General features: G+C 65.2%; 20 protein-coding genes. 9 read left to right on the forward strand and 11 right to left on the reverse strand.

The window, feature by feature from the left end; translation table 11 throughout:
• Positions 1–270: 270 nt before the first annotated feature.
• From ATB98_RS02270 to ATB98_RS02280, 3 genes are all read right to left on the reverse strand, one after another.
• Positions 271–774 carry an invasion associated locus B family protein gene (locus ATB98_RS02270; protein WP_066868515.1) on the reverse strand — a complete coding sequence of 168 codons (504 nt, stop codon included), beginning with the start codon at positions 772–774 and terminating at the stop codon, positions 271–273.
• 473 nt (positions 775–1,247) lie between these two features.
• On the reverse strand, positions 1,248–1,625 hold the full coding sequence (locus ATB98_RS02275; RefSeq protein WP_066868518.1) for a YkvA family protein: 378 nt from the start codon (positions 1,623–1,625) through the stop codon (positions 1,248–1,250).
• Between the two features lie 80 nt (positions 1,626–1,705).
• On the reverse strand, positions 1,706–2,023 hold the full coding sequence (locus ATB98_RS02280; protein ID WP_066868520.1) for a 4a-hydroxytetrahydrobiopterin dehydratase: 318 nt from the start codon (positions 2,021–2,023) through the stop codon (positions 1,706–1,708).
• A 188-nt stretch (positions 2,024–2,211) separates the two neighbouring features.
• Here ATB98_RS02280 and ATB98_RS02285 point away from each other — a divergent pair, with 188 nt between their 5' ends.
• Positions 2,212–2,712, forward strand: a complete 501-nt coding sequence (locus ATB98_RS02285; protein WP_066868522.1) for a low molecular weight protein-tyrosine-phosphatase — start codon at positions 2,212–2,214, stop codon at positions 2,710–2,712.
• Here the strand turns inward: ATB98_RS02285 and thpR are convergent.
• Positions 2,625–3,212, reverse strand: coding sequence for an RNA 2',3'-cyclic phosphodiesterase (thpR, locus tag ATB98_RS02290; RefSeq protein ID WP_066868526.1), 588 nt, complete (start codon positions 3,210–3,212; stop codon positions 2,625–2,627). The two genes, ATB98_RS02285 and thpR, sit on opposite strands and share 88 nt — an antisense overlap.
• 114 nt (positions 3,213–3,326) lie before the next feature.
• Entirely contained in the window at positions 3,327–3,968 is a 642-nt protein-coding gene (locus ATB98_RS02295) for an arylesterase (protein WP_066868528.1), read from the reverse strand.
• A 77-nt stretch (positions 3,969–4,045) separates the two neighbouring features.
• Between ATB98_RS02295 and ATB98_RS02300 the strand changes: the two genes are divergently transcribed.
• From ATB98_RS02300 to ATB98_RS02310, 3 genes are all read left to right on the forward strand, one after another.
• On the forward strand, positions 4,046–4,771 hold the full coding sequence (locus tag ATB98_RS02300; RefSeq protein WP_066868530.1) for an ABC transporter ATP-binding protein: 726 nt from the start codon (positions 4,046–4,048) through the stop codon (positions 4,769–4,771).
• Positions 4,768–7,323 carry an ABC transporter permease gene (locus ATB98_RS02305; RefSeq protein WP_066868532.1) on the forward strand — a complete coding sequence of 852 codons (2,556 nt, stop codon included), beginning with the start codon at positions 4,768–4,770 and terminating at the stop codon, positions 7,321–7,323. The genes ATB98_RS02300 and ATB98_RS02305 overlap by 4 nt, the downstream gene beginning before the upstream one ends.
• Before the next feature lie 297 nt (positions 7,324–7,620).
• Entirely contained in the window at positions 7,621–8,367 is a 747-nt protein-coding gene (locus ATB98_RS02310; protein WP_066868534.1) for a Bax inhibitor-1/YccA family protein, read from the forward strand.
• A 235-nt stretch (positions 8,368–8,602) separates the two neighbouring features.
• On the opposite strand, the gene ATB98_RS02315 is transcribed toward ATB98_RS02310, so the two are convergent.
• The 3 genes from ATB98_RS02315 to acnA all read right to left on the reverse strand — a co-directional run bounded on the left by ATB98_RS02315 (position 8,603) and on the right by acnA (position 13,196).
• Complete coding sequence (locus tag ATB98_RS02315) at positions 8,603–9,007, reverse strand: DUF2794 domain-containing protein (protein ID WP_066868578.1); 405 nt, start codon at positions 9,005–9,007, stop codon at positions 8,603–8,605.
• A gap of 496 nt (positions 9,008–9,503) precedes the next feature.
• Entirely contained in the window at positions 9,504–10,277 is a 774-nt protein-coding gene (locus ATB98_RS02320) for a DUF1223 domain-containing protein (protein ID WP_084435228.1), read from the reverse strand.
• 228 nt (positions 10,278–10,505) lie between these two features.
• Positions 10,506–13,196, reverse strand: coding sequence for an aconitate hydratase AcnA (gene acnA / locus ATB98_RS02325; protein ID WP_066868536.1), 2,691 nt, complete (start codon positions 13,194–13,196; stop codon positions 10,506–10,508).
• Between the two features lie 269 nt (positions 13,197–13,465).
• Between acnA and ccmA the strand changes: the two genes are divergently transcribed.
• From ccmA to ATB98_RS02350, 5 genes are all read left to right on the forward strand, one after another.
• Positions 13,466–14,089, forward strand: coding sequence for a heme ABC exporter ATP-binding protein CcmA (gene ccmA / locus ATB98_RS02330; protein ID WP_066868539.1), 624 nt, complete (start codon positions 13,466–13,468; stop codon positions 14,087–14,089).
• Positions 14,086–14,745, forward strand: coding sequence for a heme exporter protein CcmB (gene ccmB, locus ATB98_RS02335; RefSeq protein WP_066868541.1), 660 nt, complete (start codon positions 14,086–14,088; stop codon positions 14,743–14,745). Before ccmA ends, ccmB begins: the two co-directional genes overlap by 4 nt.
• A gap of 160 nt (positions 14,746–14,905) precedes the next feature.
• Positions 14,906–15,676: a heme ABC transporter permease gene (locus ATB98_RS02340; RefSeq protein WP_066868543.1), complete on the forward strand. Its 771-nt coding sequence runs from the start codon at positions 14,906–14,908 to the stop codon at positions 15,674–15,676.
• Positions 15,673–15,849, forward strand: coding sequence for a heme exporter protein CcmD (gene ccmD, locus ATB98_RS02345; protein ID WP_084435230.1), 177 nt, complete (start codon positions 15,673–15,675; stop codon positions 15,847–15,849). The genes ATB98_RS02340 and ccmD overlap by 4 nt, the downstream gene beginning before the upstream one ends.
• The gene (locus ATB98_RS02350) at positions 15,846–16,457 is read left to right on the forward strand and encodes a DsbE family thiol:disulfide interchange protein (protein WP_066868544.1); all 612 of its coding nucleotides are present in this window, start codon (positions 15,846–15,848) and stop codon (positions 16,455–16,457) included. Before ccmD ends, ATB98_RS02350 begins: the two co-directional genes overlap by 4 nt.
• Positions 16,458–16,664: 207 nt before the next feature.
• On the opposite strand, the gene ATB98_RS02355 is transcribed toward ATB98_RS02350, so the two are convergent.
• The 3 genes from ATB98_RS02355 to ftsY form a co-directional block, all read right to left on the reverse strand.
• On the reverse strand, positions 16,665–17,258 hold the full coding sequence (locus ATB98_RS02355; protein WP_066868546.1) for a DUF2585 domain-containing protein: 594 nt from the start codon (positions 17,256–17,258) through the stop codon (positions 16,665–16,667).
• Complete coding sequence (locus ATB98_RS02360; protein ID WP_084435232.1) at positions 17,255–17,887, reverse strand: septation protein A; 633 nt, start codon at positions 17,885–17,887, stop codon at positions 17,255–17,257. The genes ATB98_RS02355 and ATB98_RS02360 overlap by 4 nt, the downstream gene beginning before the upstream one ends.
• Positions 17,888–18,046: 159 nt before the next feature.
• Positions 18,047–19,822, reverse strand: a complete 1,776-nt coding sequence (ftsY, locus tag ATB98_RS02365) for a signal recognition particle-docking protein FtsY (protein WP_066868550.1) — start codon at positions 19,820–19,822, stop codon at positions 18,047–18,049.
• Between the last annotated feature and the right edge of the window lie 6 nt (positions 19,823–19,828).

A 19,828-nucleotide genomic window follows, 5' to 3' on the forward strand; every position in this document is an offset into this window, starting at 1 on the left:
CTCATGGCAGCACCTCCTGCCATGTTGAATCAGAATCCGACCGAAAGCGGAAGCCTGTTAATCAATAGGTCCTGAGCCTAGGTCGCCTTAGACCTCCTCGATTCAAGGACGAGGGGTGGGCCGCTTCAAAGCGCAATAGCGGCCTTTTTTGCGTCTGAAGGGGCCCGGGCCGCCTCACATGACGAACCGATGCAAAAAGGCCGGCCCCAGGGACCGGCCTTCGCGATGGCGCCCGACCGCGAAATCGAAGGTCGCGGTCGAATCTCCGGCTTACTTGCAGGCCTCGATCTGCTTCAACGCGGCCGAGATGCCGGAGAGCGAATAGGAATAGGAGGTCGCCGTGCCCTTGCGGGACTTCGCGCTGACCGACATGTCCTTGCCGGACTTCATGGCCGCGACCAGAGCCGGCTCCTCGGCGGCGTTTTCAACCCAGGCGGAATTACCCTTGGTGAACATGACGAAGGTGCGCCCGTCGATGACGACGTTCACCTTCGAATTGTCCTGCAGCGGATAGCCCATCATTGCCTGCGGCTCATAGCTGATGTTCTGGCCGGGGCGCTGCGAGACCAGGAAGAAGATTTCGCCATGATCGACGCCGGCCGGGCTCTTCTCCTTCGGCACGGATAGCACATAGCAGACCTTGCCGTTGCCGGACTGGTAGGAATAGGCGCCCCAGGCGTTGAACTGCTGGATTTGCGTCGGGGATTGAGCGGAAGCCACGCCGGCCGCAGCCAGTACGAGTGCGATTGCAGTTGCGATCTTTCTTACAAACATGAGTTCCTGCCGCTTGTCTTGCTCACGCCCGCCCGATACAGGGTCCGACGGGCGAGGCATAGTCACAATTTGAGTTATTTTGACTTAATTCAGGTTACCAAACCGTCAACGCCCCCGGAGAGCCGCCCTCCCCCAGACGAACACCCGCATGCATCGAACCTGCCCTTCGCATGCGGACTTGCCGGTTCGGTCGACGTCGATACTGGAGAGCCGTGGCCGCTAGGAAATCCTGTCTCAAATCGCAGTCGGGAGGCGGCGCCTTGCAGCCCCGCGCAGAGCCGCCCCTTTCACCCGAATCTATGTCACAAAGAATCGGGCAAGAGTTTGTCTTTCCCGCAGCGCCATGCGTCTTATCGGGCGCGCCAAGCGCGCTGCAGCGCTTTGAATTGCCGCTTGAATCTCGCGGGCCGGCTTGAGGAGACATAGAGCGTCGGATGGCGGCGGCGCGCCGGGCGCCGGCAAACGCCTTGCCGTCATTCGTCGGGTCGGTCGCGCATCGCCTCGTCGGCCTTCTGGTAGTGGCCTTCCTTGATCTGGCCGCTGATTGCCGCGAAGGCGGCGGTCAGCACGGCAACGTCGTCGGAGAAGCCGACGACCGCCAGCATGTCGGGCAGGAAATCGAGCGGTAGGACGAAATAGGCGAGTGCCGCGAGCAGGATGCCGCGCGTGCGCGTCGGCGTCTTCGGGTCGACGGCGCAATAATAGGCCGCGACGAGATCGCGGCTGAAGGGAATTTGCCGGGCGGCGCGGCGAAGCGTCGGCCAGAACCGGCGGCGCACCCTGCGCTCCCTGCGCTCCTGTTCGGACTCTTCGCCGGGAAGAAGAATTTCACCGATCTTGATGTCGTCCATTCGTGTCCGTCCGGGGGTTCGGAGTTACAGCCACCCTTGCGCAATGCGGGCGCCACTGCCTGATATGGGAAGGGCCGGCGCTATTTCAAATGATCGGGCATGCGGCCGGCGGCCGCGTGGTCCATTTTCGCCGCCAGCTTGAAGTCGAGCTCGGTCAGGCCGCTCGCATCATGGGTCGACAACGTCACGTCGACCCGATTGTAGACGTTGAACCATTCCGGATGATGGTTGAGTTTCTCCGCCTCAAGCGCGCACTGCGTCATGAAGGCGAAGGCCTCGGCGAAATTCTTGAAGCGGAAGGCCTTCCAGATCGACGTGCCGTGCTCGTCGAGGACCCAGCCTTCCATCTTGTGCAGATGCTCGGCTATGGCCGCGGCGTCCAGTTTTTCCGGCCGCATGCTGTCCTCCTTGGCTATCCTGTGCTTAAAGCATTGTGCAGTCAGGTGGAATCACCTGACGTCGCACAATGCGGTACAACCAAACAGATAGAGCGGCGGCGCGAGCCTATGTGAGTGCATCCCGCTCCAATGACAACGTCGCGCCCCAAAGAATTCGGGCGCAACCCTGCCCTTTGATACTGGATACCATGAAACCGGTCGGAATTCTCTTCGTTTGTCTCGGCAATATCTGCCGCTCGCCGCTGGCGGAGGGCATCATGCGCGAGCTCGCGACGCGGGCGGGCCGAGCCCGGGCGATCTCGATCGATTCCGCCGGCACCGGCGCCTGGCACGTCGGCGACCCACCGGATCGGCGCTCGGTCGCGGTGGCAAGGGCGCACGGGATCGACATCGCCGCCCTGCGCGGCCGCAAGATAGATGTGGCGGACTTCGCCGCCTTCGACCTCATCCTGGGAATGGACCGGGCCAATGTCCGCGATCTCCGCGCCCTCGCCCCCGAGGCAACGGCGGACAAGGTGCATCTCTTCATGGACTATGCCGCCGGCCGGGACGAGGACGTTCCCGATCCCTATTACGAAGCTGCCGGGGCATTCGAAGCGCTTTACCAGATGTTGGAGGCCGGGTGCTCCTCGCTGCTCGCCAGGCTCGAACGCTCTTCGAGCAGCGGAAAGACCTCTTCCGTCAGGTAGGGCCCGCCGCCGACGGAATCGCGCGACGAGAGCAGTACGAAGCGCGAGACGGCAAAGGGCGAGGTGATGAAATTGCCCCGTCCGGAGAGATAGTCGACCACGTCCTCGACGCGCGAGGAGCGCAGCCGCGCGAGCGTGACATGCGGGGTGAACTTGCGCGGATCCGGGGGCAGGCCGAGGCGCTGGCAGATGCGTTCGATTTCCGCCTGGAGCGCGTACATTTCCGGGCTGTTGCTGACCCCGGCCCAGACCGAATGCGGCTTCTTCGAGCCGAAGGCGCCGGTGCCGGACAGTTGAAGCTGGAATTCCGGGCGCTCGACCCGGTCGAGCCTGTCGATGATCTCGTCGGCGGTGCGCCAGTCGACGTCGCCGATGAAGCGGAGCGTGATGTGGTAATTCTCCACATCGATCCAGCGAGCTCCGGGAAGACCTCCGCGCAGCAAGGAAAGGCTCATTGCTGCATTGCGCGGAATTTCGAGGGCGGTGAATAGTCTCGGCATGGCGAGCTCCCCGAATCTCTTGCAGATGCCTCAAGCGAATCACGCATCGCACCTGCACGCAACTATTATTTGGTATTACGAAACATTAACGTTCTCTTAACTGTGGATGCCTCGTCACTCTCCTTTCCCAAGCGAGCGCACGAAAAGCTCGGCCGTCGGCAGGAAGCGCTCGACCATGATGCCGATCCCGTCGCCGTTCGGGTGCATGCCGTCCTCGAGCTTCAGGCCCGCCTCGGTCACGACACCGTCGAGGAAGAAAGGGTAGAAGACGAGATTGTGTTCCTTGGCGAGCTCCGGAAAAATCGCATTGAAGCGCGCGGCATAGTCCGCTCCCATGTTCGGCGGCGCCAACATCCCTGCAAGCAATACGGAAATACCGCGGCCCTTGAGCCGCGCGATCATCGCCTCAAGGTTCTTGCGCGTCTCCTCGGGCGGGATCCCGCGCAGGGCGTCGTTGGCACCAAGCTCGAGGATGACACCCCTGGTGCCGTCCGGCACCGACCAGTCGATGCGGGCAAGCCCCCCGGATGTCGTGTCGCCCGAGACGCCCGCATTGGCGACGGTGACGTCGAGCCCCTTCTCCCTCAAAGCCTTTTCGAGGCGCGCCGGAAAGGCGTCCTCCGGCGGCAGCTGATACCCGGCCATCAGGCTGTCGCCGAAGCCGACCAGGCTGACGCTCTCGGCACGCGCGGTCGCCGATAACGCGATTGTCATTGCGAGGCTCAAGAAAAACGGGAGAAAGTCTTTTAAAGCCATAGGCTCGTTCCTAGCTTCAGGAGCTTGCGGGCAATCGTTCCCTCGGCCCTCTCGGATTTCATATAGGACTAATCGGCGTGGCAAAAACCATCATCGAGCTGAAAAATGCGGAGCTGACCCTGGGCGAGGCGGCGGCATCGGTGCATGTGCTGAAGGGTGTGAGTCTTGCGATCGAGGCGGGGGAATCCGTCGGCATCGTCGGCCCTTCCGGCTCCGGAAAATCGACGCTCCTGATGGTCATGGCCGGGCTTGAGCGCCTCGACAGCGGCGAAATCACCATCGACGGCACGCCGCTCGGCGGCTTGAGCGAGGATGCGATCGCCGATTTCCGCGGCCGCAACATCGGCATCGTCTTTCAGTCCTTTCACCTGATCCCCAACATGACCGCGCTCGAAAACGTCGCGGTACCGCTGGAGCTCGCCAATGTCCGCAACGCCTTCGAGATCGCGCGGCGCGAACTGGTGGCCGTCGGGCTCGGCGAGCGCCTGACGCATTATCCCGGGCAGCTTTCCGGCGGCGAACAGCAGCGCGTGGCGATCGCCCGGGCGCTCGCGCCCTCGCCGAAGCTCCTGATCGCCGACGAGCCGACGGGCAATCTCGATGCCGAAACCGGCCGGCAGATCGCCGACCTCCTCTTTGCCGAACAGCGCGAGCGCGGCATGACCCTCGTTCTCGTCACCCATGACGCCGCGCTCGCCGGCCGGTGTTCCCGGCAGGTGCGGGTGCGCTCCGGCGAGATCGTCGCCGAGGCCGAAGCCGAGCTGCTCACCACCTCGGTCCGGCAGGGAGCCGCATCCGCATGAACGAGGCAGCCGCCGTCCGCCGCCTTCGGCCCCTTCTCGCGCTTCGCCTGGCGCTCAGGGAAATGCGCGGCGGCTTGCGAGGCTTCTATATCTTTCTCGCCTGCATCGCGCTCGGCACGGCGGCGATCGCCGGCGTCAACTCCCTGTCGCAATCGATCAGCGCCACCATCGCCTCGCGAGGACAGGAGCTCCTGGCCGGCGATATCCGCTTCGAACTCGACAATCGGCTGGCGACCGCGGAGGAGCGCGCCTTCCTCGATGGCCTCGGCCAGCTCTCCGTGTCGTCGGGCCTGCGCTCCATGGCGCGGCTTGCCGACGGCTCCAACCAGGCGCTCGTCGAACTCAAGGCCGTCGACGGCGACTATCCGCTCTACGGCACCCTCGAAAGCGAGCCGGCGCGGCCGCTTGACGAACTCCTGTCGAGGCAGGGCGAGGTCTTCGGCGGCGTCGCCGCGCCGCTGCTCATGGAGCGCCTCGGGGTCGCGCCGGGTGCGGAGATCCTCATCGGCAATGCCCGCATCAGGATCAATGCGACGCTGGTGCGCGAGCCGGATGCGGTCTCCGACGGCTTCGCCTTCGCCCCCCGGCTGATGATTTCCTCCGACGCGCTTGCCGCCTCCGGGCTGGTCCAGACCGGCAGCCTCGTCGAGCACAGCTACAAGGTCCGCCTGCCCGATCCGGCGCAGGTGCCGCTCATCCGCGCGCAAGCGGAGACGCGCTTCCCCTCCGCCGGCTGGTCCGTCCGCACCAGCGGCAACGCCGCGCCGTCGCTCAACGCCAACATCACCCGCTTCTCGCAATTCCTGACGCTGGTCGGGCTGACCGCGCTCATCGTCGGCGGCGTCGGCGTCGCCAATGCCGTGCGGTCCTATCTCGACGCCAAGCGCAGCGTGATCGCGACCTTCAAGTGCCTCGGCGCGCCGGCGTCGCTGGTGGCGATGATCTATCTTGCCCAGATCCTGATGATCGCCCTGCTCGGGATCGCGATCGGTCTCGGCCTCGGCGCGCTGATTCCCTTCGTCGCCGCGCAGTTCCTCGCCGATTTCCTGCCGGTCTCCACCGCCTTCGAGCTCTTTCCCTCGGCGCTCGCGCTCGCCGCGCTCTTCGGGCTGCTGACGGCGCTCGCCTTCGCGGTCCTGCCGCTTGGCCGGGCGCGCCGGGTGCCGGCGACCGCGCTCTTCCGCCAGCAGGGCTTCGAGCCGAGCGGCTTTCCGGTCTGGCCCTACCTTGCCGGTGCCTCCCTTTGCCTCGCGGCGCTTGCCGGCCTTGCCGTCTGGACCGCCTATGACCGCTTCATCTCGATGGTCTTCCTCGGCGCGATCGCCTTCGCCTTCGTCCTGCTCCGCGGCGTCTCCTTCCTGATATCCTGGCTCGCCCGGCGCAGCCCGCGCGTCCATTCGCCGGCGCTGAGACTGGCGATCGGCAATGTCCACCGTCCGGGTGCGCTGACGCCGTCGGTCGTCCTGTCGCTCGGCCTCGGGCTGGCGCTTCTGGTGACCTTGGCGCTGATCGACGGCAATCTCCGGCGCGAGCTCACCGGCGACATGGCCGAGCGCGCCCCCAACTTCTTCTTCGTCGATATCCAGGGCAGCGAGATCGAGGGCTTCCGCTCCCTGCTCGGGCAGGCGATGCCGAAGGGAAAGGTCGTCGAGGTGCCGATGCTGCGCGGGCGCATCGTCGCGTTCAACGGCGAGGATGTGAACAGCCGCAATGTCCCGCCCGGCGGCCAATGGGTGCTGCGCGGCGACCGCGGCATCACCTATGCGAGGAACAAACCGGAGAACTCGAAACTCACCGAGGGCAGCTGGTGGCCGGAGGATCATAGCGGCGAGCCGCTCGTCTCCTTCTCGGCGGAGGAAGCCCGGGAACTCGGACTGAAACTCGGCGACACGGTCACCGTCAACGTGCTCGGCCGTAACGTCACCGCGCGGATCGCCAATTTCCGCGAAGTCGAATGGGAATCGCTGTCGATCAACTTCGTCATGGTCTTCTCGCCCAACACCTTCGCCGGCGCGCCGCATGCGTGGCTTGCGACCATCATCGACGCCGATGCCACGGCCGCGGAGGAAGCGGCAGTCCTGAAAGCGGTGACCAATGCCTATCCGACGATCACCAGCGTGCGCGTCAAGGACGCGCTCGACATCGTCAACACGCTGCTCGGCCAGCTCGCGACGGCGATCCGCGCTGCCGCCGCGGTCGCGCTCGTCGCCTCGATCCTCGTGCTCGCCGGCGCGCTTGCCGCCGGCAATCGCGCCCGCATCCATGACGCGGTGGTCCTGAAGACGCTCGGCGCCACCCGCGGCATGCTGATCCGCGCCTTCAGCTACGAATATGTCATCCTCGGCCTCGCCACCGCGCTCTTCGCGCTCTTCGCCGGCGGCGTCTCGGCCTGGTTCGTCGTCAGCCGCATCATGACCCTGCCGTCGCGCTTTCTGCCCGACGTGGCGGTCGCGACGATTGCCGTCGCGCTGGTGGTGACGGTCGGCATCGGGCTTGCCGGCACCTGGCGCATCCTCGGGCAGAAGGCCGCCCCGGTCCTGCGCGAGCTCTGAGGCGTCGGCTTCGCGGCCGGCATCGGCCCTGCAACCATTCCGCCCGGACATGTTCCCCGTGCCCGCAAGGTTCCCACCCGCGCCTTTAGCGCCAAATTAACCGTAAATCACTCTAGTTTGATGGTCAGAGCCCCCGGCTTCGGGCGATTCCGGGGCGTCGGCTCTTGTGCGTGGCGGCGTTCGACATCATATTTGACGGCAGGCATGCTGGAGCCCCGCAGCGGCGCCTGGGCGCTTTGACGACAGACACCTGCCGCCCGACACCGTAACTTCAACCGGGGCTTGAAAGAGGAAACAATGGCTGATCTGAGAAACTACCAAACCCGAATGTCGCCCGCCGGCGCTCAGGCGGGTGCCGTGATCGACGAAGGCCTTCGCGCTTACATGCTGAAGGTCTACAACCTGATGGCCCTCGGCCTGGCGATCACCGGCGTGGCAGCTTACCTGACGTTCCAGATGGCGTTTTCGGATGGCCAACTGACGGCGTTCGGTCAGGCGATCTACCTGAGCCCGCTCAAGTGGGTGGTGATGCTGGCACCGCTGGCGCTGGTGTTCTTCATGAGCTTCCGCATCAATAGCATGAGCGTCTCCGCCGCCCAGACGACCTTCTGGGTCTACGCGGCGTTGATGGGCCTGTCGCTGTCCTCGATCTTCGTGGTCTTCACCGGCCAGAGCATCGTGCAGACGTTCTTCGTGACGGCCGCCTCGTTCGGCGCCCTGTCGCTCTACGGCTACACGACGAAGAAGGATCTCTCCGGCTTCGGCTCGTTCCTGATCATGGGCCTCTTCGGCCTGATCATCGCGTCGATCGTCAACATCTTCCTCGCCTCTTCGGCGCTCGGCTTCGCGATCTCGGTGATCGGCGTCCTCATCTTCGCCGGCCTCACCGCCTACGACACGCAGAAGCTCAAGGAAATGTACTACGAAGGCGATGACGCGCTCGTCGCCGGCCGCAAGGCCATCATGGGCGCGCTGACGCTCTACCTCGACTTCATCAACCTCTTCATGTTCCTGCTGCAGTTCCTCGGCAACAAGAACGAGTAGCGCGAACTGGATGGAATGAAAAAGGCGGCTTCGGCCGCCTTTTTTGTTTGGCGCTGATCGATTCGACGCGCTGCATGTCGGGCGAGGGCGCCCACGAGTCTCTCCTTCGCCCGCCTGCGGACCGCCTGCGGGGAGAAGGTGCCGGCAGGCGGATCAGCGGCATAGAGCCGGATGCGCTTACATGTGTTCGCGCCACCGCTCTATCTGTTTGTTTTTGCGCTCCAAGGCGATGCGCTCAGATTTCGACGAGCTTCAGCACCTTGTCGAAAACCTTGAGCACCTGGGCGAGCTCCTGGCCGCGCTTCAGGATCGTGCCGTGGGCGTTGAGCACGCTGTAGGCGCCTTGCTTGGCGGCGAGCTTCGGGTTCTTCTCGATCCGGTAGAGAGGCGCCTCGCCGGAGCGTTTGAACACCGAGAACACGGCCCGATCCTTCAGGTGGTCTATTGCGTAGTCGCGCCATTCGCCCTCACCCACCATGCGGCCGTAGAGCCTGAGGATGAGGTCGAGCTCGCGGCGGTGGAAGGTGACGGGCGGGGGGTTCTTGGATTTCTTGTATTCATGAAGATCGACGACCACCTCGGAGGTGGTCTGGCCGTGGTGACGCGCTTCGCCTCGCGGCAAATCCGTTTGATCGGTCATCGGCAATTCGGCCTTCTGATGTGACAGGACCACGACAGTGTGCCTCAGGTGAGGCGAAAAGCAAGCCGGAAGCTGTTGATCAATGCCCGCAATTCTTGCCGCTGCCGCAATTCAGTCAAATCGCCGCCCCAATTCATCGCAACACTCCGACCGCTGCCGGACAGAGTCGTTGCCACCGTATGTCCGGGCAGGCGCCGTGCTGCGGGAGGTTCTCGAACGCAGACACGGCCGGTTCGGTCCGGTAACTTCGAACCCTCAGCCCCAGCCCCTCGATGCTGCCGGGCCGAACCACCCCCTCCGCGCGAATTCCGCGCCTTGCGGATATCCGTCGCAACTGCCCTTCATCCGCCCTGCCGGGCACCTTCTTCCCGCAAGCGGGGCGAAGGAGAGCCGCGGCGTCCGCCTAAAATCCCCTCTCCCCACCTGCGGCGAGAGAGTTAGGGTGAGGGACATGGATGACCGCGGCTTCGCCTGTCCGCGGTGAGAAATCCCAAACCTAAAGCTTGCCCTGCGGCCCTGCGAGCAGCGTTGCGGCACCGATGATTGCTCCCGGCGTTTCCTTGTCCTTCATCGACTGCAGCAGCACCGCGCAACCGCTGTTGCCCTGGCCGTCCATCAGGACCGAGGCCGGCAGCGTGAACTGCTCGGGCTTGCCCTCCCACATGCCGATCGTCTGGATGTCGCGCACCGCGTGCCAGTAGGCGATCTCTCGGCCGCTGTTCTCGCCCTTCTCGACCCGGACCACCTTGGCCCGGTCGAAATAGACGACGACGACATTTGCGCGGCCCTGCCCGGCGCCGACCTTGATCGAGATCTCGTCGCCGCCGATCGAGGCGTCGACCGGCACTAAGAGGCCCTTGCCGCCGTCGCTCATCGCCTGCAGGCGGGTCCTGATCGCCTGCAGGTCGGAGCCGTTCGCATGATCGCGGCCGTTGAGTATCGCTTGGGGCGTATAGACGCCGTAGCGGCCGAGCATCCGGGCATAGGCATATTGCCGCTCGGTGTTTTCCTTCGACGCAAGCGTGTCCGCCCAGCCGAGATAGTTCCAGTAGTCGACGTGATAGGCGAGCGCGACGACATCGCCCTCGTCGACGAGCTTCTTGAGCGCCGCGTCCGCGGGCGGGCAGGATGAACAACCCTGACTGGTGAAGAGTTCGACGACGCCCTTCAGCGCCTTGCCGTCATCCGCCATGGCGGCGCCGCAGACGGCACCCAAAAAACCGGCCGTCAGGGCGAGACGTCGGATCATTGGCTTGCGGGCGGCGGTCATGGCGTCACTGTTCGTTTCCGTTTGGCGCTCTCGCGAGAGTTTCTACATACGACGCCGGCCTTTCAACGCAAAGTCACGTTGGAGTGACCTCGCGGGGGCTGGGGAAAAGTGAACTGCCGTGATTGCGGGTGAGGCGTCCGGAGATGCCGCCGCTGGAGCCAGGAACCGGCGGGCATGACAAAGCCGGGGCATCGTTCGACGCCCCGGCTTCCATAACGCTTCTGCCGATCAGGCGGCGAGGTCGCGCAGCACCGTCTGCAGGATGCCGCCATTGTTGACGTAGGTGACCTCGTCGAGCGTGTCGATGCGGCAGATGAGCGGGACTTCCTTCACCGAGCCGTCGCCATAGGTAATCCTGGCGATGCGCTTCTCGCGCGGCTGGACATTGGCGAGGTTCTCGATCGTCACCACCTCGTCGCCCTTCAGGCCGAGCGCTTCCCAGTTCACGCCCTGCTCGAAGACGAAGGGAATGACGCCCATGCCGACGAGGTTCGAGCGGTGGATGCGCTCGAAGGATTCGGCGATCACCGCCTTGACGCCGAGGAGGTTGGTGCCCTTGGCCGCCCAGTCGCGCGACGATCCGTTGCCGTATTCGACGCCGGCGAAGATGACGAGCGGAACGCCCTCTTCCTTGTACTTCATGGCGGCGTCGTAGATCGACATCTCCTCCTTCGAGGGATAGTGGATCGTGTAGCCGCCTTCCTTGCCGTTCGGGCCGAGCATGTGGTTGCGGATGCGGATATTGGCGAAGGTGCCGCGCATCATCACCTCATGGTTGCCGCGGCGGGTGCCGTACTGGTTGAAGTCGGCAACCGTCACGCCATGGTCGAGCAGGTAGGTGCCGGCCGGCGAGGCGGCCTTGATCGAACCGGCCGGGGAAATGTGGTCGGTGGTGATCTTGTCGCCGAAGAGGCCGAGCACGCGCGCGCCCTTGATGTCGGAAATGCCGGTGCCCTTCTTGCCCATGCCGACGAAGTAGGGCGGGTTCTGGACATAGGTCGAAGCTCCGTCCCAGGAATAGGTCTGCCCGGCCGGAACCTGCACCGCCTGCCAGTTTTCGTCGCCCTTGAAGACGTCCGCGTACTTCGTCGCGTAGAGTTCGCGGGTGACGTATTTGAAGATGAACTCCTGGATTTCCTGCGAGGTGGGCCAGATGTCCTTGAGGTAGACCGGCTTGCCGTCCTTGTCCTCGCCGATCGGCTCCCTGGTCAGGTCCTTCTGGACGGTGCCGGCGAGCGCGTAGGCGACGACGAGCGGCGGCGAGGCGAGGTAGTTCGCCTGGACGTCCGGCGAGATGCGGCCTTCGAAGTTGCGGTTGCCGGAAAGCACGCCGGCGGCGATCAGGCCCTTGTCGTTGATCGTCTTGGAGATCGGGCCCGGCAGCGGGCCGGAATTGCCGATGCAGGTGGTGCAGCCGAAGCCGACCAGGTTGAAGCCGAGCGCATCGAGGTCCTTCTGCAGGCCCGACTTGGCGAGGTACTCGCCGACGACCTGCGATCCCGGTGCCAGCGAGGTCTTCACCCAGGGCTTGGTCTTCAGGCCCTTGGCAACGGCATTGCGGGCGAGCAGGCCGGCCGCGATCAGCACCGACGGGTTGGAGGTGTTGGTGCAGGAGGTGATCGCCGCGATCGCCACGTCGCCATGGCCGAGGTCGAAATCCGTGCCTTCGACGGCATAGCGGTTGGAAAGCTGGCCGGGCTTCTTGTAGTCGTTCTCGAGCGCGGTCGCGAAGCCGGAGGCGATGTTCTCGAGCGCGATGCGGCCCTCGGGGCGCTTCGGGCCGGCCATCGAAGGCACGACGTCGCCGAGGTCGAGTTCCAGCGTGTCGGTGAAGACGAGGTCGGAACCGTCGCCTTCGCGCCACATGCCTTGCGCCTTGGAATAGGCCTCGACCAGCGCGATACGCTGTTCTTCACGGCCCGACATGGTGAGGTAGTTGATCGTCTCGGCATCGACCGGGAAGAAGCCGCAGGTCGCGCCGTATTCCGGGCCCATGTTGCCGATGGTGGCACGGTCGGCGAGCGTCATGTTGTCGAGGCCGGGGCCGAAGAACTCGACGAACTTCGAGACGACGCCCTTCTTGCGCAGCATCTGCACGACGGTGAGCACCAGGTCGGTCGCGGTCACGCCTTCCTTGAGCTTGCCGGTGAGCTTGAAGCCGATGACCTCCGGCAGGAGCATCGAGACCGGCTGGCCGAGCATCGCCGCTTCCGCTTCGATGCCGCCGACGCCCCAGCCGAGCACGCCGAGACCGTTGATCATCGTCGTGTGGCTGTCGGTGCCGACGCAGGTGTCCGGATAGGCGGTGATCTCGCCGTCTTCCTCACGGGTCCAGACGGTCTGGCCGAGATATTCGAGGTTGACCTGGTGACAGATGCCGGTGCCGGGCGGCACGACGCGGAAGTTCTTGAACGCCTGCTGGCCCCACTTCAGGAAGCGGTAACGCTCGCCGTTGCGCTGGTATTCGAGTTCGACGTTGCGGGAAAAGGCGGTCGGCGTGCCGAATTCGTCAACGATCACCGAGTGGTCGATGACGAGGTCGACCGGCACGAGCGGGTTGATCTTTTCCGGGTCACCGCCGAGCGAGACCATGGCGTCGCGCATCGCCGCGAGGTCGACGACGGCGGGAACGCCGGTGAAGTCCTGCATCAGGACGCGTGCCGGCCGGTAGGCGATTTCGTTTTCCGCAGTGCCCTTGTCGCCGAGCCAGGCGGCAACGTTCTCGATGTCCTGCCTGGTGACCGAGCGGCCGTCTTCGTTACGCAGCAGGTTTTCCAGCAGAACCTTCATCGAATAGGGAAGCTTCGAGACGCCGGCAAGGCCGTTCGCTTCCGCTTTCGGCAGGCTGTAATAGACATAATCCACGCCATTGACCGTAAGCGTGGAGCGACAATTGAAACTGTCTAGGGATTTGGACACTGGAAATACCCCGTTCCGTCTGATCGCCAAAAACTGACGTACGAACGCCCGAGCGCTTGTGCGGCGCGAAATGGGATGCGGGTGCGGCCATTTCCGCTGTCCGTACGTGGAATGTCATTCCATGTTCGGCGCAAGGATGAAATTCACGCCGACCGCTGGCGTGTTGGCCGCCTTATAGATAATTTCTCCAAATCGTGCCAGACCAACCAAGGTGCAATCGGAACTTTTTTTGCTCTGCGAAAAGACGCGCGAAGGGAAGCGGAAAATTCATGCGCCTGCTGGCTGAAGGTTTGAGTGCAAGGCGCGGCGAGGACCTGATTTTCCACGATATTTCCTTTGTCCTTGCCGCCGGTGAGGCCCTCGTGGTGACGGGGCCGAACGGCTCCGGCAAGTCGACGCTGCTGCGCGTTCTGGCAGGCCTGCTCGGGGCCGAATCGGGCCGCATCCACCTCGAGGGCGGGCCCCCGGGCTTCGAGCATCCGCACGAGCTCAGCCACTATCTCGGCCATCGCAACGCAATGAAGCGGGAACTGACGGTCGAGGAGAATCTCTCCTTCTGGCAGCGGTTCCTCGGCGATTCGCCGGGCGGCGCCGGCATCGCTCTCGATGCGGCGGCCGAGGCGGTCGGGCTTGCCGGCATCACCCATCTGCCCTTCGGCTATCTGTCCGCCGGCCAGCAGCGGCGCATGGCGATGGCGAAGCTTCTCGTCGCCTATCGGCCGATCTGGCTCCTCGACGAGCCGACGGCGGCACTCGACGCCGGCGCCGACCGGCTCTTTGCCGGGCTCGTCGCGACCCATCTCGATCGCGGCGGCATCGTCATCGCCGCCACCCACCAGCCGCTCGGCATCGAGCGCACGAAGGCGCTGCAGATGACGGGATTCGTCCATTGATCGCCCTGTTCTTCCGCGACCTGAAGCTTTCCGTGCGCGCCGGCGGCGGCGCGATGATCGGTGTGCTCTTCTTCATGACGGTCGTCGCCGTCATCCCCTTCGGCGTCGGCCCCGATCTCAACCTTTTGGCCCGCATCGGCCCGGCGATCCTCTGGATCGGCGCGCTGCTTGCCGCGCTCCTCGGTCTCGACCGGCTCTTCCAGGCGGAGCGCGAGGACGGCTCGCTCGACCTGCTGCTGATGCAGGAGACGCCGCTCCTCCTTACGGTTTTCGTCAAATGCGCCGCCCATTGGGCCGCGACCGGCCTGCCGCTGGTGATCGCCTCGCCCTTTCTCGGCCTTTTCATGAACATGGACGAGCGGGCGATCGGCGCCACCATGCTGACCCTTCTCGGCGGGACGCCGGCGATCACCCTGATCGGCGCGGTCGGCGCCGCCGTTGCCGTGGCGCTGCCGCGCGGCGGGCTGCTCGTCTCGATCCTGGTGCTGCCGCTCGCGATCCCGGTGCTGATCTTCGGGGTCAGCGCCACCTATGCGGCAGTCGAGGATCCCGCCCCCTTCCTGCCGCCCTTCATGATCTTGATGGCGATAACTCTGTTCTTTGCGGTGATCGGACCGGTGGCGGCCGCGGCCGCCTTGCGGCACTCGGCCGACTGATTTCACGCGACAGAAGGGCCGAAGACGTGAAATTGGCGTGATCTGACGCTATCGTGATCTGCAGCGATCGAAGGCGCTGCAGCGGCCTTTGCGCGCGCGAAGGACGTGCGGCACTTTAGGTCAATTGCCGAAGGGGGTCCTTCCGCGGTAAAGAGCCGACATGAGCGAAAACAGCATGGCCATCCGCAAACTCGGCGATCTCGCCAACCCGACCCGGTTCCTGGCGCTGGCGGAGCGCGTCCTGCCCTGGTTCGCCGCCTTGAGCGCCCTGTTCCTTTCGGTCGGCCTGTGGCTCTCCTTCACCACCGAGGGCGACTACCAGCAGGGCGAGACCGTGCGCATCATGTATGTGCACGTGCCCGCGGCCTGGCTGTCGATGATGTGCTACACGGTGATGGCGGTCTCGGCGCTCGGCACGCTCGTCTGGCGCCATCCGCTGGCCGACGTCTCGGCGAGGGCCGCCGCACCGATCGGCGCCGCCTTCACCTTCCTCGCGCTCGTCACCGGTTCGCTCTGGGGCAAGCCGATGTGGGGAACCTGGTGGGTATGGGACGCGCGGCTGACCTCCGTCTTCGTGCTCTTCCTCATGTATCTCGGGCTGATCGCGCTCAACCGCGCCATGGAGGACCCCAGCCGCTCGGCCCGCGTGTCGGCGGTGCTGGTGCTTGTCGGCTTCGTCAACATCCCGATCATCAAGTTCTCCGTCGAATGGTGGAACACGCTGCACCAGCCGGCGAGCGTCATGCGGCTCGACGGACCGACGATCGATCCGGAATTCCTGCGTCCCCTCCTCGTCATGGCGATCGGCTTCACGCTCCTGTTCTTCACGCTGCACATCGCCGCCATGCGCAACGAGGTCTGGCGCCGCCGGGTGACGTCGCTCCGGCGCCAGGCGGCCCGCAATGCCGGCCGGGAGACGCTTGCGCCATGATGAGCCACGCAGCCTATGTGATCGCCAGCTACCTGGTCGCCGCCCTGACGGTCGCGGGGCTGGTCCTCTGGGTGGTCGGCGACGGCCGCGCCCGGCGGCGCGAATTGAAGGCGCTCGAAGCGGCCGGCATTCGCCGCCGCTCCGCGCAAACCGCAGGCGGAGACGATAAATGACGAGCACGCCTGCGCCGCAGCCGGATGAGCGCAAGCCCGGGGCCCTGCGCTATCTGCTGACCGCCCTGCCGCTTCTGATCTTCGCTGCCCTGGCGCTGATCTTCTGGAGCCAGCTGAACTCCGGCCGGGACATAAGCGAGATCCCCTCTGCCCTCATCGGCACCAAGGCGCCCAGGCTCGACTTGCCGCCGCTCGAGGGCGCGACGAATGGCTCGGGCGCGCCGATGCCGGCACTCACCGACGCTGCGGTCAAGGGCAGGCTGACGCTCGTCAACGTCTGGGCCTCCTGGTGCGTGCCCTGCCGGCAGGAGCATCCGATCATCCTCGAATTGTCGAAGGATCCGCGCTTGACCGTCGTCGGGATCAACTACAAGGACCGCAACGACAACGCGCTGCGCTTCCTCGGCGAACTCGGCAATCCCTTTGCGGCAATCGGCGTCGACCCGAACGGCAGAGCGGCGATCGACTGGGGCGTCTACGGCATTCCCGAGTCCTTCCTCGTCGCCGCCGACGGCACGATCCTCTACAAGCGCGCCGGGCCGTTCGACGAAAAGACCCTGAGGGAAGGGCTGCTGCCGGCGATCGAGAAGGCACTGGCGGGGTCGTAGTCGGCTTTCATCCGCATTTGCCCCTCATCCGGCCTGCCGGCCACCTTCTCCCCGCAGGCGGGGCGAAGGGGACGTGTGGCGCCCCCTCAAACGACATCGCCGGCACTTCTCGCGTTGCGAGGGGCGAGCGGGTGCGGCAGGTCCCTTCGCCCCGCTTGCGGGGAGAAGGTCGCGGCAGCGGGATGAGGGGCAAATCCGCGGAAGTCTTTAAACCCCCGCCTGCCACGCCTTCACCGCATCGAGCGGCCAGACGAGCATCAGCACGTTGAGGGTCAGGTTGTCGCGAATGATCCAGCCGGTGAAGAGCTCGAGGACGATCGCGATCACGACCGTCACGGCCACCGGCAGGCGCGAGGCGATGAGGAAGCCTGCCGCCATGGCGAGCGTATCCATGGTGGAATTCAGGATGCTGTCGCCGAAATAGTCGAGCGAGATCGTCGCAGAGCGGTAGCGGTTGATCACCATCGGCGTGTTCTCGGCGATCTCCCAGGCGCTCTCGATCACCGTCGCGAGCAGCAGGCGGGCGCTCAAGCGCTTGCCGCGCAGCAGGAGATAGCCGAGCCCGTAGAACAGGAAGCCGTGGATGATGTGGGACGGCGTGTACCAGTCGGAGATGTGCTGGGAATTGCCGCTGGAATTGACGACGCCCTCCCAGAGCTTGACGTAGCCGCATTCGCATATCCACAGCCGCCCCATGAGGTGCTGCGTGAGGATCTGGATGGCGACGACGCCGAGGCAGGCGATCAGCCAAATCCAGGTGCTGCGTTGCCTGTTGTCGTCCGTCCCGGCGGCGATCGTCACTCGGCACCTTCCTGTTCCAGCGAGTGCTTCATGATCAGCGGCATCTGCGCGAGCGTGAAGATGATGGTGATCGGCATCGTGCCCCAGACCTTGAAGGCGACCCAGAAATCGGTCGAGAACGAGCGCCAGACGACCTCGTTCAAGACGGCGAGGAACAGGAAGAACACGCCCCAGCGGATCGTGAGCTTCCGCCAGCCGTCGTCGTCGAGCTTGAAGGCGGCATGGAAGACATAGCCGAGCAGCGACTTGCCGAACAGGAGGCCGCCGAGCAGGATCGCGCCGAAGAGCGTGTTGACGATGGTCGGCTTCATCTTGATGAAGGTGTCGTTCTGGAGCCAGAGCGTCAGCGCGCCGAAGACGAAGACGACGATGCCGGAGACGAGCGGCATCATCGGCAGCGTGCGCGTCATGACCCAGGAGACGAGGAGTGCCGCCGCGGTCGCCGCCATGAACAGGCCGGTGGCGATGAAGATCGGCCCGCCGAGCTCGGCAAGCACGGGAAAGCGGCTCGCCAGCCAGTCGCCGCGGGAATTGGCGAAGAAGAAGACCATGAGCGGCCCGAGCTCGAGGATGAGCTTCAGGAGCGGGCTTGCCTCTGTCTTCGGCTTGGCGGCCTCGATTGTCGACATCTGTGGATCCTGTTCTTGCATATCGCGTCTTCTGGGCGGGATGCGGACGGAACACCGCTTCACGCTTTTCCTCGTCCCGCTCCCTGGCAGCTCATAACACCAGCATTGCGGCAAAACCATATCAACCGCGGCTTCCGCCGCAAGCGCCGCCTGCGTCCGTCAGGCCGCAGCTACGCCGGCGATCGCCTCGGCAAAATCCTTCGCCTCGAAGGGCTCGAGGTCGTCGATGCCCTCGCCGACGCCGATGAAATAGACCGGCAGCTTGTGCTTGGCCGAGATCGCGACGAGGATGCCGCCGCGCGCCGTGCCGTCGAGCTTGGTCATGATGAGGCCGCTGACGCCCGCGACGTTGCGGAATATCTCCACCTGCTGCAGCGCATTCTGGCCGGTGGTGGCGTCGAGCGTCTGCAAGACCGTATGCGGCGCGTCGGGATCGAGCTTGCCGAGGACGCGCACGATCTTTTCGAGTTCGGCCATCAGTTCGGCCTTGTTCTGCAGCCGCCCGGCGGTGTCGATGATCAGCACGTCCGACTTCTTCTCGCGCGCGAGCTGGAAGGCCTCATAGGCGAGCCCTGCCGCATCGGCGCCGAGCTTGGACGAGACGATGTCCGACTTCGTCCGTTCCGCCCAGATCTTCAACTGCTCGATCGCCGCGGCGCGAAACGTGTCGCCGGCCGCCAGCATCACCTTCAGCCCCGCGCCGGAAAGTTTCGCCGCCAGCTTGCCGATCGTCGTGGTCTTGCCGGTGCCGTTGACGCCGACGACGAGGATCACATGCGGCTTGTGGGAGAGGTCGAGCTCCAGCGGCCTGGCGACCGGCGCCAGCACCTTGGTGATCTCGCCCGCCATGATGCGCGAGACGTCCTCGCCCGACACGTCCTTGCCGTAACGCTCGGAGGCGAGCGTGTCGGTGATCCGCATCGCCGTCTCGACGCCGAGGTCCGCCTGGATCAAGAGGTCTTCCAGATCCTGCAGCGTCGCCTCGTCGAGCTTCCTCTTGGTGAAGAGGCTGGCGATCTGGCCGGTGAGCTGCGAGGAGGTGCGGGCGAGACCGCGGCGAAGGCGCTGGTACCAGTTGAGCTTCGGCTCAGCGGCGGGCGCTTCCTCCTTCGGGCGCTTGTCGGCGGTGGCGAAACCTGTGGGGAGGCTGGGTGCGGGAGCGGCTGGGAGGCCACCGGGCGTTTCTGCCCCCTCTGCCCTGCCGGGCATCTCCCCCACAAGGGGGGAGACTGAAAGCGGGGCGCTCTCGTTGTTCGCCGAGACGGTTTCGTTCGCGACGACATCGGCACGTGCGTCAGGGGCTTCGCGCGTGGCCTCGGTCTCCGGTGCGGCCAGCTCGGGAGCGTCTTGCGTGATTGCCTCTGGCGAGGCGGCGCGCTCGTGCGCGCCGGCCTCCGCCTCCCAGGCAGCGGCACCGTCATCCAGGGCGGCCGCCTCGGCCTCCTCCTGCTCTTTCCCCTTGTGGGGGAGATGTCCCGAAGGGACAGAGGGGGGTGGCGGCGCCTCACCGAGAAGCGCAGAGCGCTCGGAAGCGGCCTCGCCCCCCTCTGCCCTGCCGGGCATCTCCCCCACAGGGGGGGAGATCGGAGGCGGCGCGCTCTCGTCCGCAACGCCAACGGTTGCGTCCGCGGCGGGGGCGGTGCTTTCCGAGGCGTCTTCGCTTGAGGTTTCGCTCTCTGGTGCCGCCCACTCCGGCGAGGCGGCGAGGTCGTCTGCCCGCACGCTTTCTTCAGCCGAGGTGGCGAGGTCGCCCTTAGCGGCTGGCTCAGTTGCCCTCTGCTCTCCCCCCTTGAAAGGGAGATCTCCGGAGGGGACAGACGGAGGTATCGGCGCCTCCTCCCGCACCTCCGGCGCCACTTCCTGCGGCGGCACGGGCTTCTCCTCGACGGCGTCCTTGCCGAAGGAGAAGATTTTCTTGATGAAACCAATCGCCATGGGAAT

It is taken from the genome of Sinorhizobium saheli (assembly GCF_001651875.1).
Classification (GTDB): Bacteria; Pseudomonadota; Alphaproteobacteria; order Rhizobiales; family Rhizobiaceae; genus Sinorhizobium; species Sinorhizobium saheli.

Coding starts and splice junctions, on each gene's coding strand:
- ATB98_RS02270 (WP_066868515.1), bottom strand. CDS start 774: ATGTTTGTAAGAAAGATCGCAACTGCAATCGCACTCGTACTGGCTGCG.
- ATB98_RS02275 (WP_066868518.1), bottom strand. CDS start 1,625: ATGGACGACATCAAGATCGGTGAAATTCTTCTTCCCGGCGAAGAGTCC.
- ATB98_RS02280 (WP_066868520.1), bottom strand. CDS start 2,023: ATGCGGCCGGAAAAACTGGACGCCGCGGCCATAGCCGAGCATCTGCAC.
- ATB98_RS02285 (WP_066868522.1), top strand. CDS start 2,212: ATGAAACCGGTCGGAATTCTCTTCGTTTGTCTCGGCAATATCTGCCGC.
- thpR (WP_066868526.1), bottom strand. CDS start 3,212: ATGCCGAGACTATTCACCGCCCTCGAAATTCCGCGCAATGCAGCAATG.
- ATB98_RS02295 (WP_066868528.1), bottom strand. CDS start 3,968: ATGGCTTTAAAAGACTTTCTCCCGTTTTTCTTGAGCCTCGCAATGACA.
- ATB98_RS02305 (WP_066868532.1), top strand. CDS start 4,768: ATGAACGAGGCAGCCGCCGTCCGCCGCCTTCGGCCCCTTCTCGCGCTT.
- ATB98_RS02310 (WP_066868534.1), top strand. CDS start 7,621: ATGGCTGATCTGAGAAACTACCAAACCCGAATGTCGCCCGCCGGCGCT.
- ATB98_RS02315 (WP_066868578.1), bottom strand. CDS start 9,007: ATGACCGATCAAACGGATTTGCCGCGAGGCGAAGCGCGTCACCACGGC.
- ATB98_RS02320 (WP_084435228.1), bottom strand. CDS start 10,277: ATGACCGCCGCCCGCAAGCCAATGATCCGACGTCTCGCCCTGACGGCC.
- ccmA (WP_066868539.1), top strand. CDS start 13,466: ATGCGCCTGCTGGCTGAAGGTTTGAGTGCAAGGCGCGGCGAGGACCTG.
- ATB98_RS02340 (WP_066868543.1), top strand. CDS start 14,906: ATGAGCGAAAACAGCATGGCCATCCGCAAACTCGGCGATCTCGCCAAC.
- ccmD (WP_084435230.1), top strand. CDS start 15,673: ATGATGAGCCACGCAGCCTATGTGATCGCCAGCTACCTGGTCGCCGCC.
- ATB98_RS02350 (WP_066868544.1), top strand. CDS start 15,846: ATGACGAGCACGCCTGCGCCGCAGCCGGATGAGCGCAAGCCCGGGGCC.
- ATB98_RS02360 (WP_084435232.1), bottom strand. CDS start 17,887: ATGTCGACAATCGAGGCCGCCAAGCCGAAGACAGAGGCAAGCCCGCTC.
- ftsY (WP_066868550.1), bottom strand. CDS start 19,822: ATGGCGATTGGTTTCATCAAGAAAATCTTCTCCTTCGGCAAGGACGCC.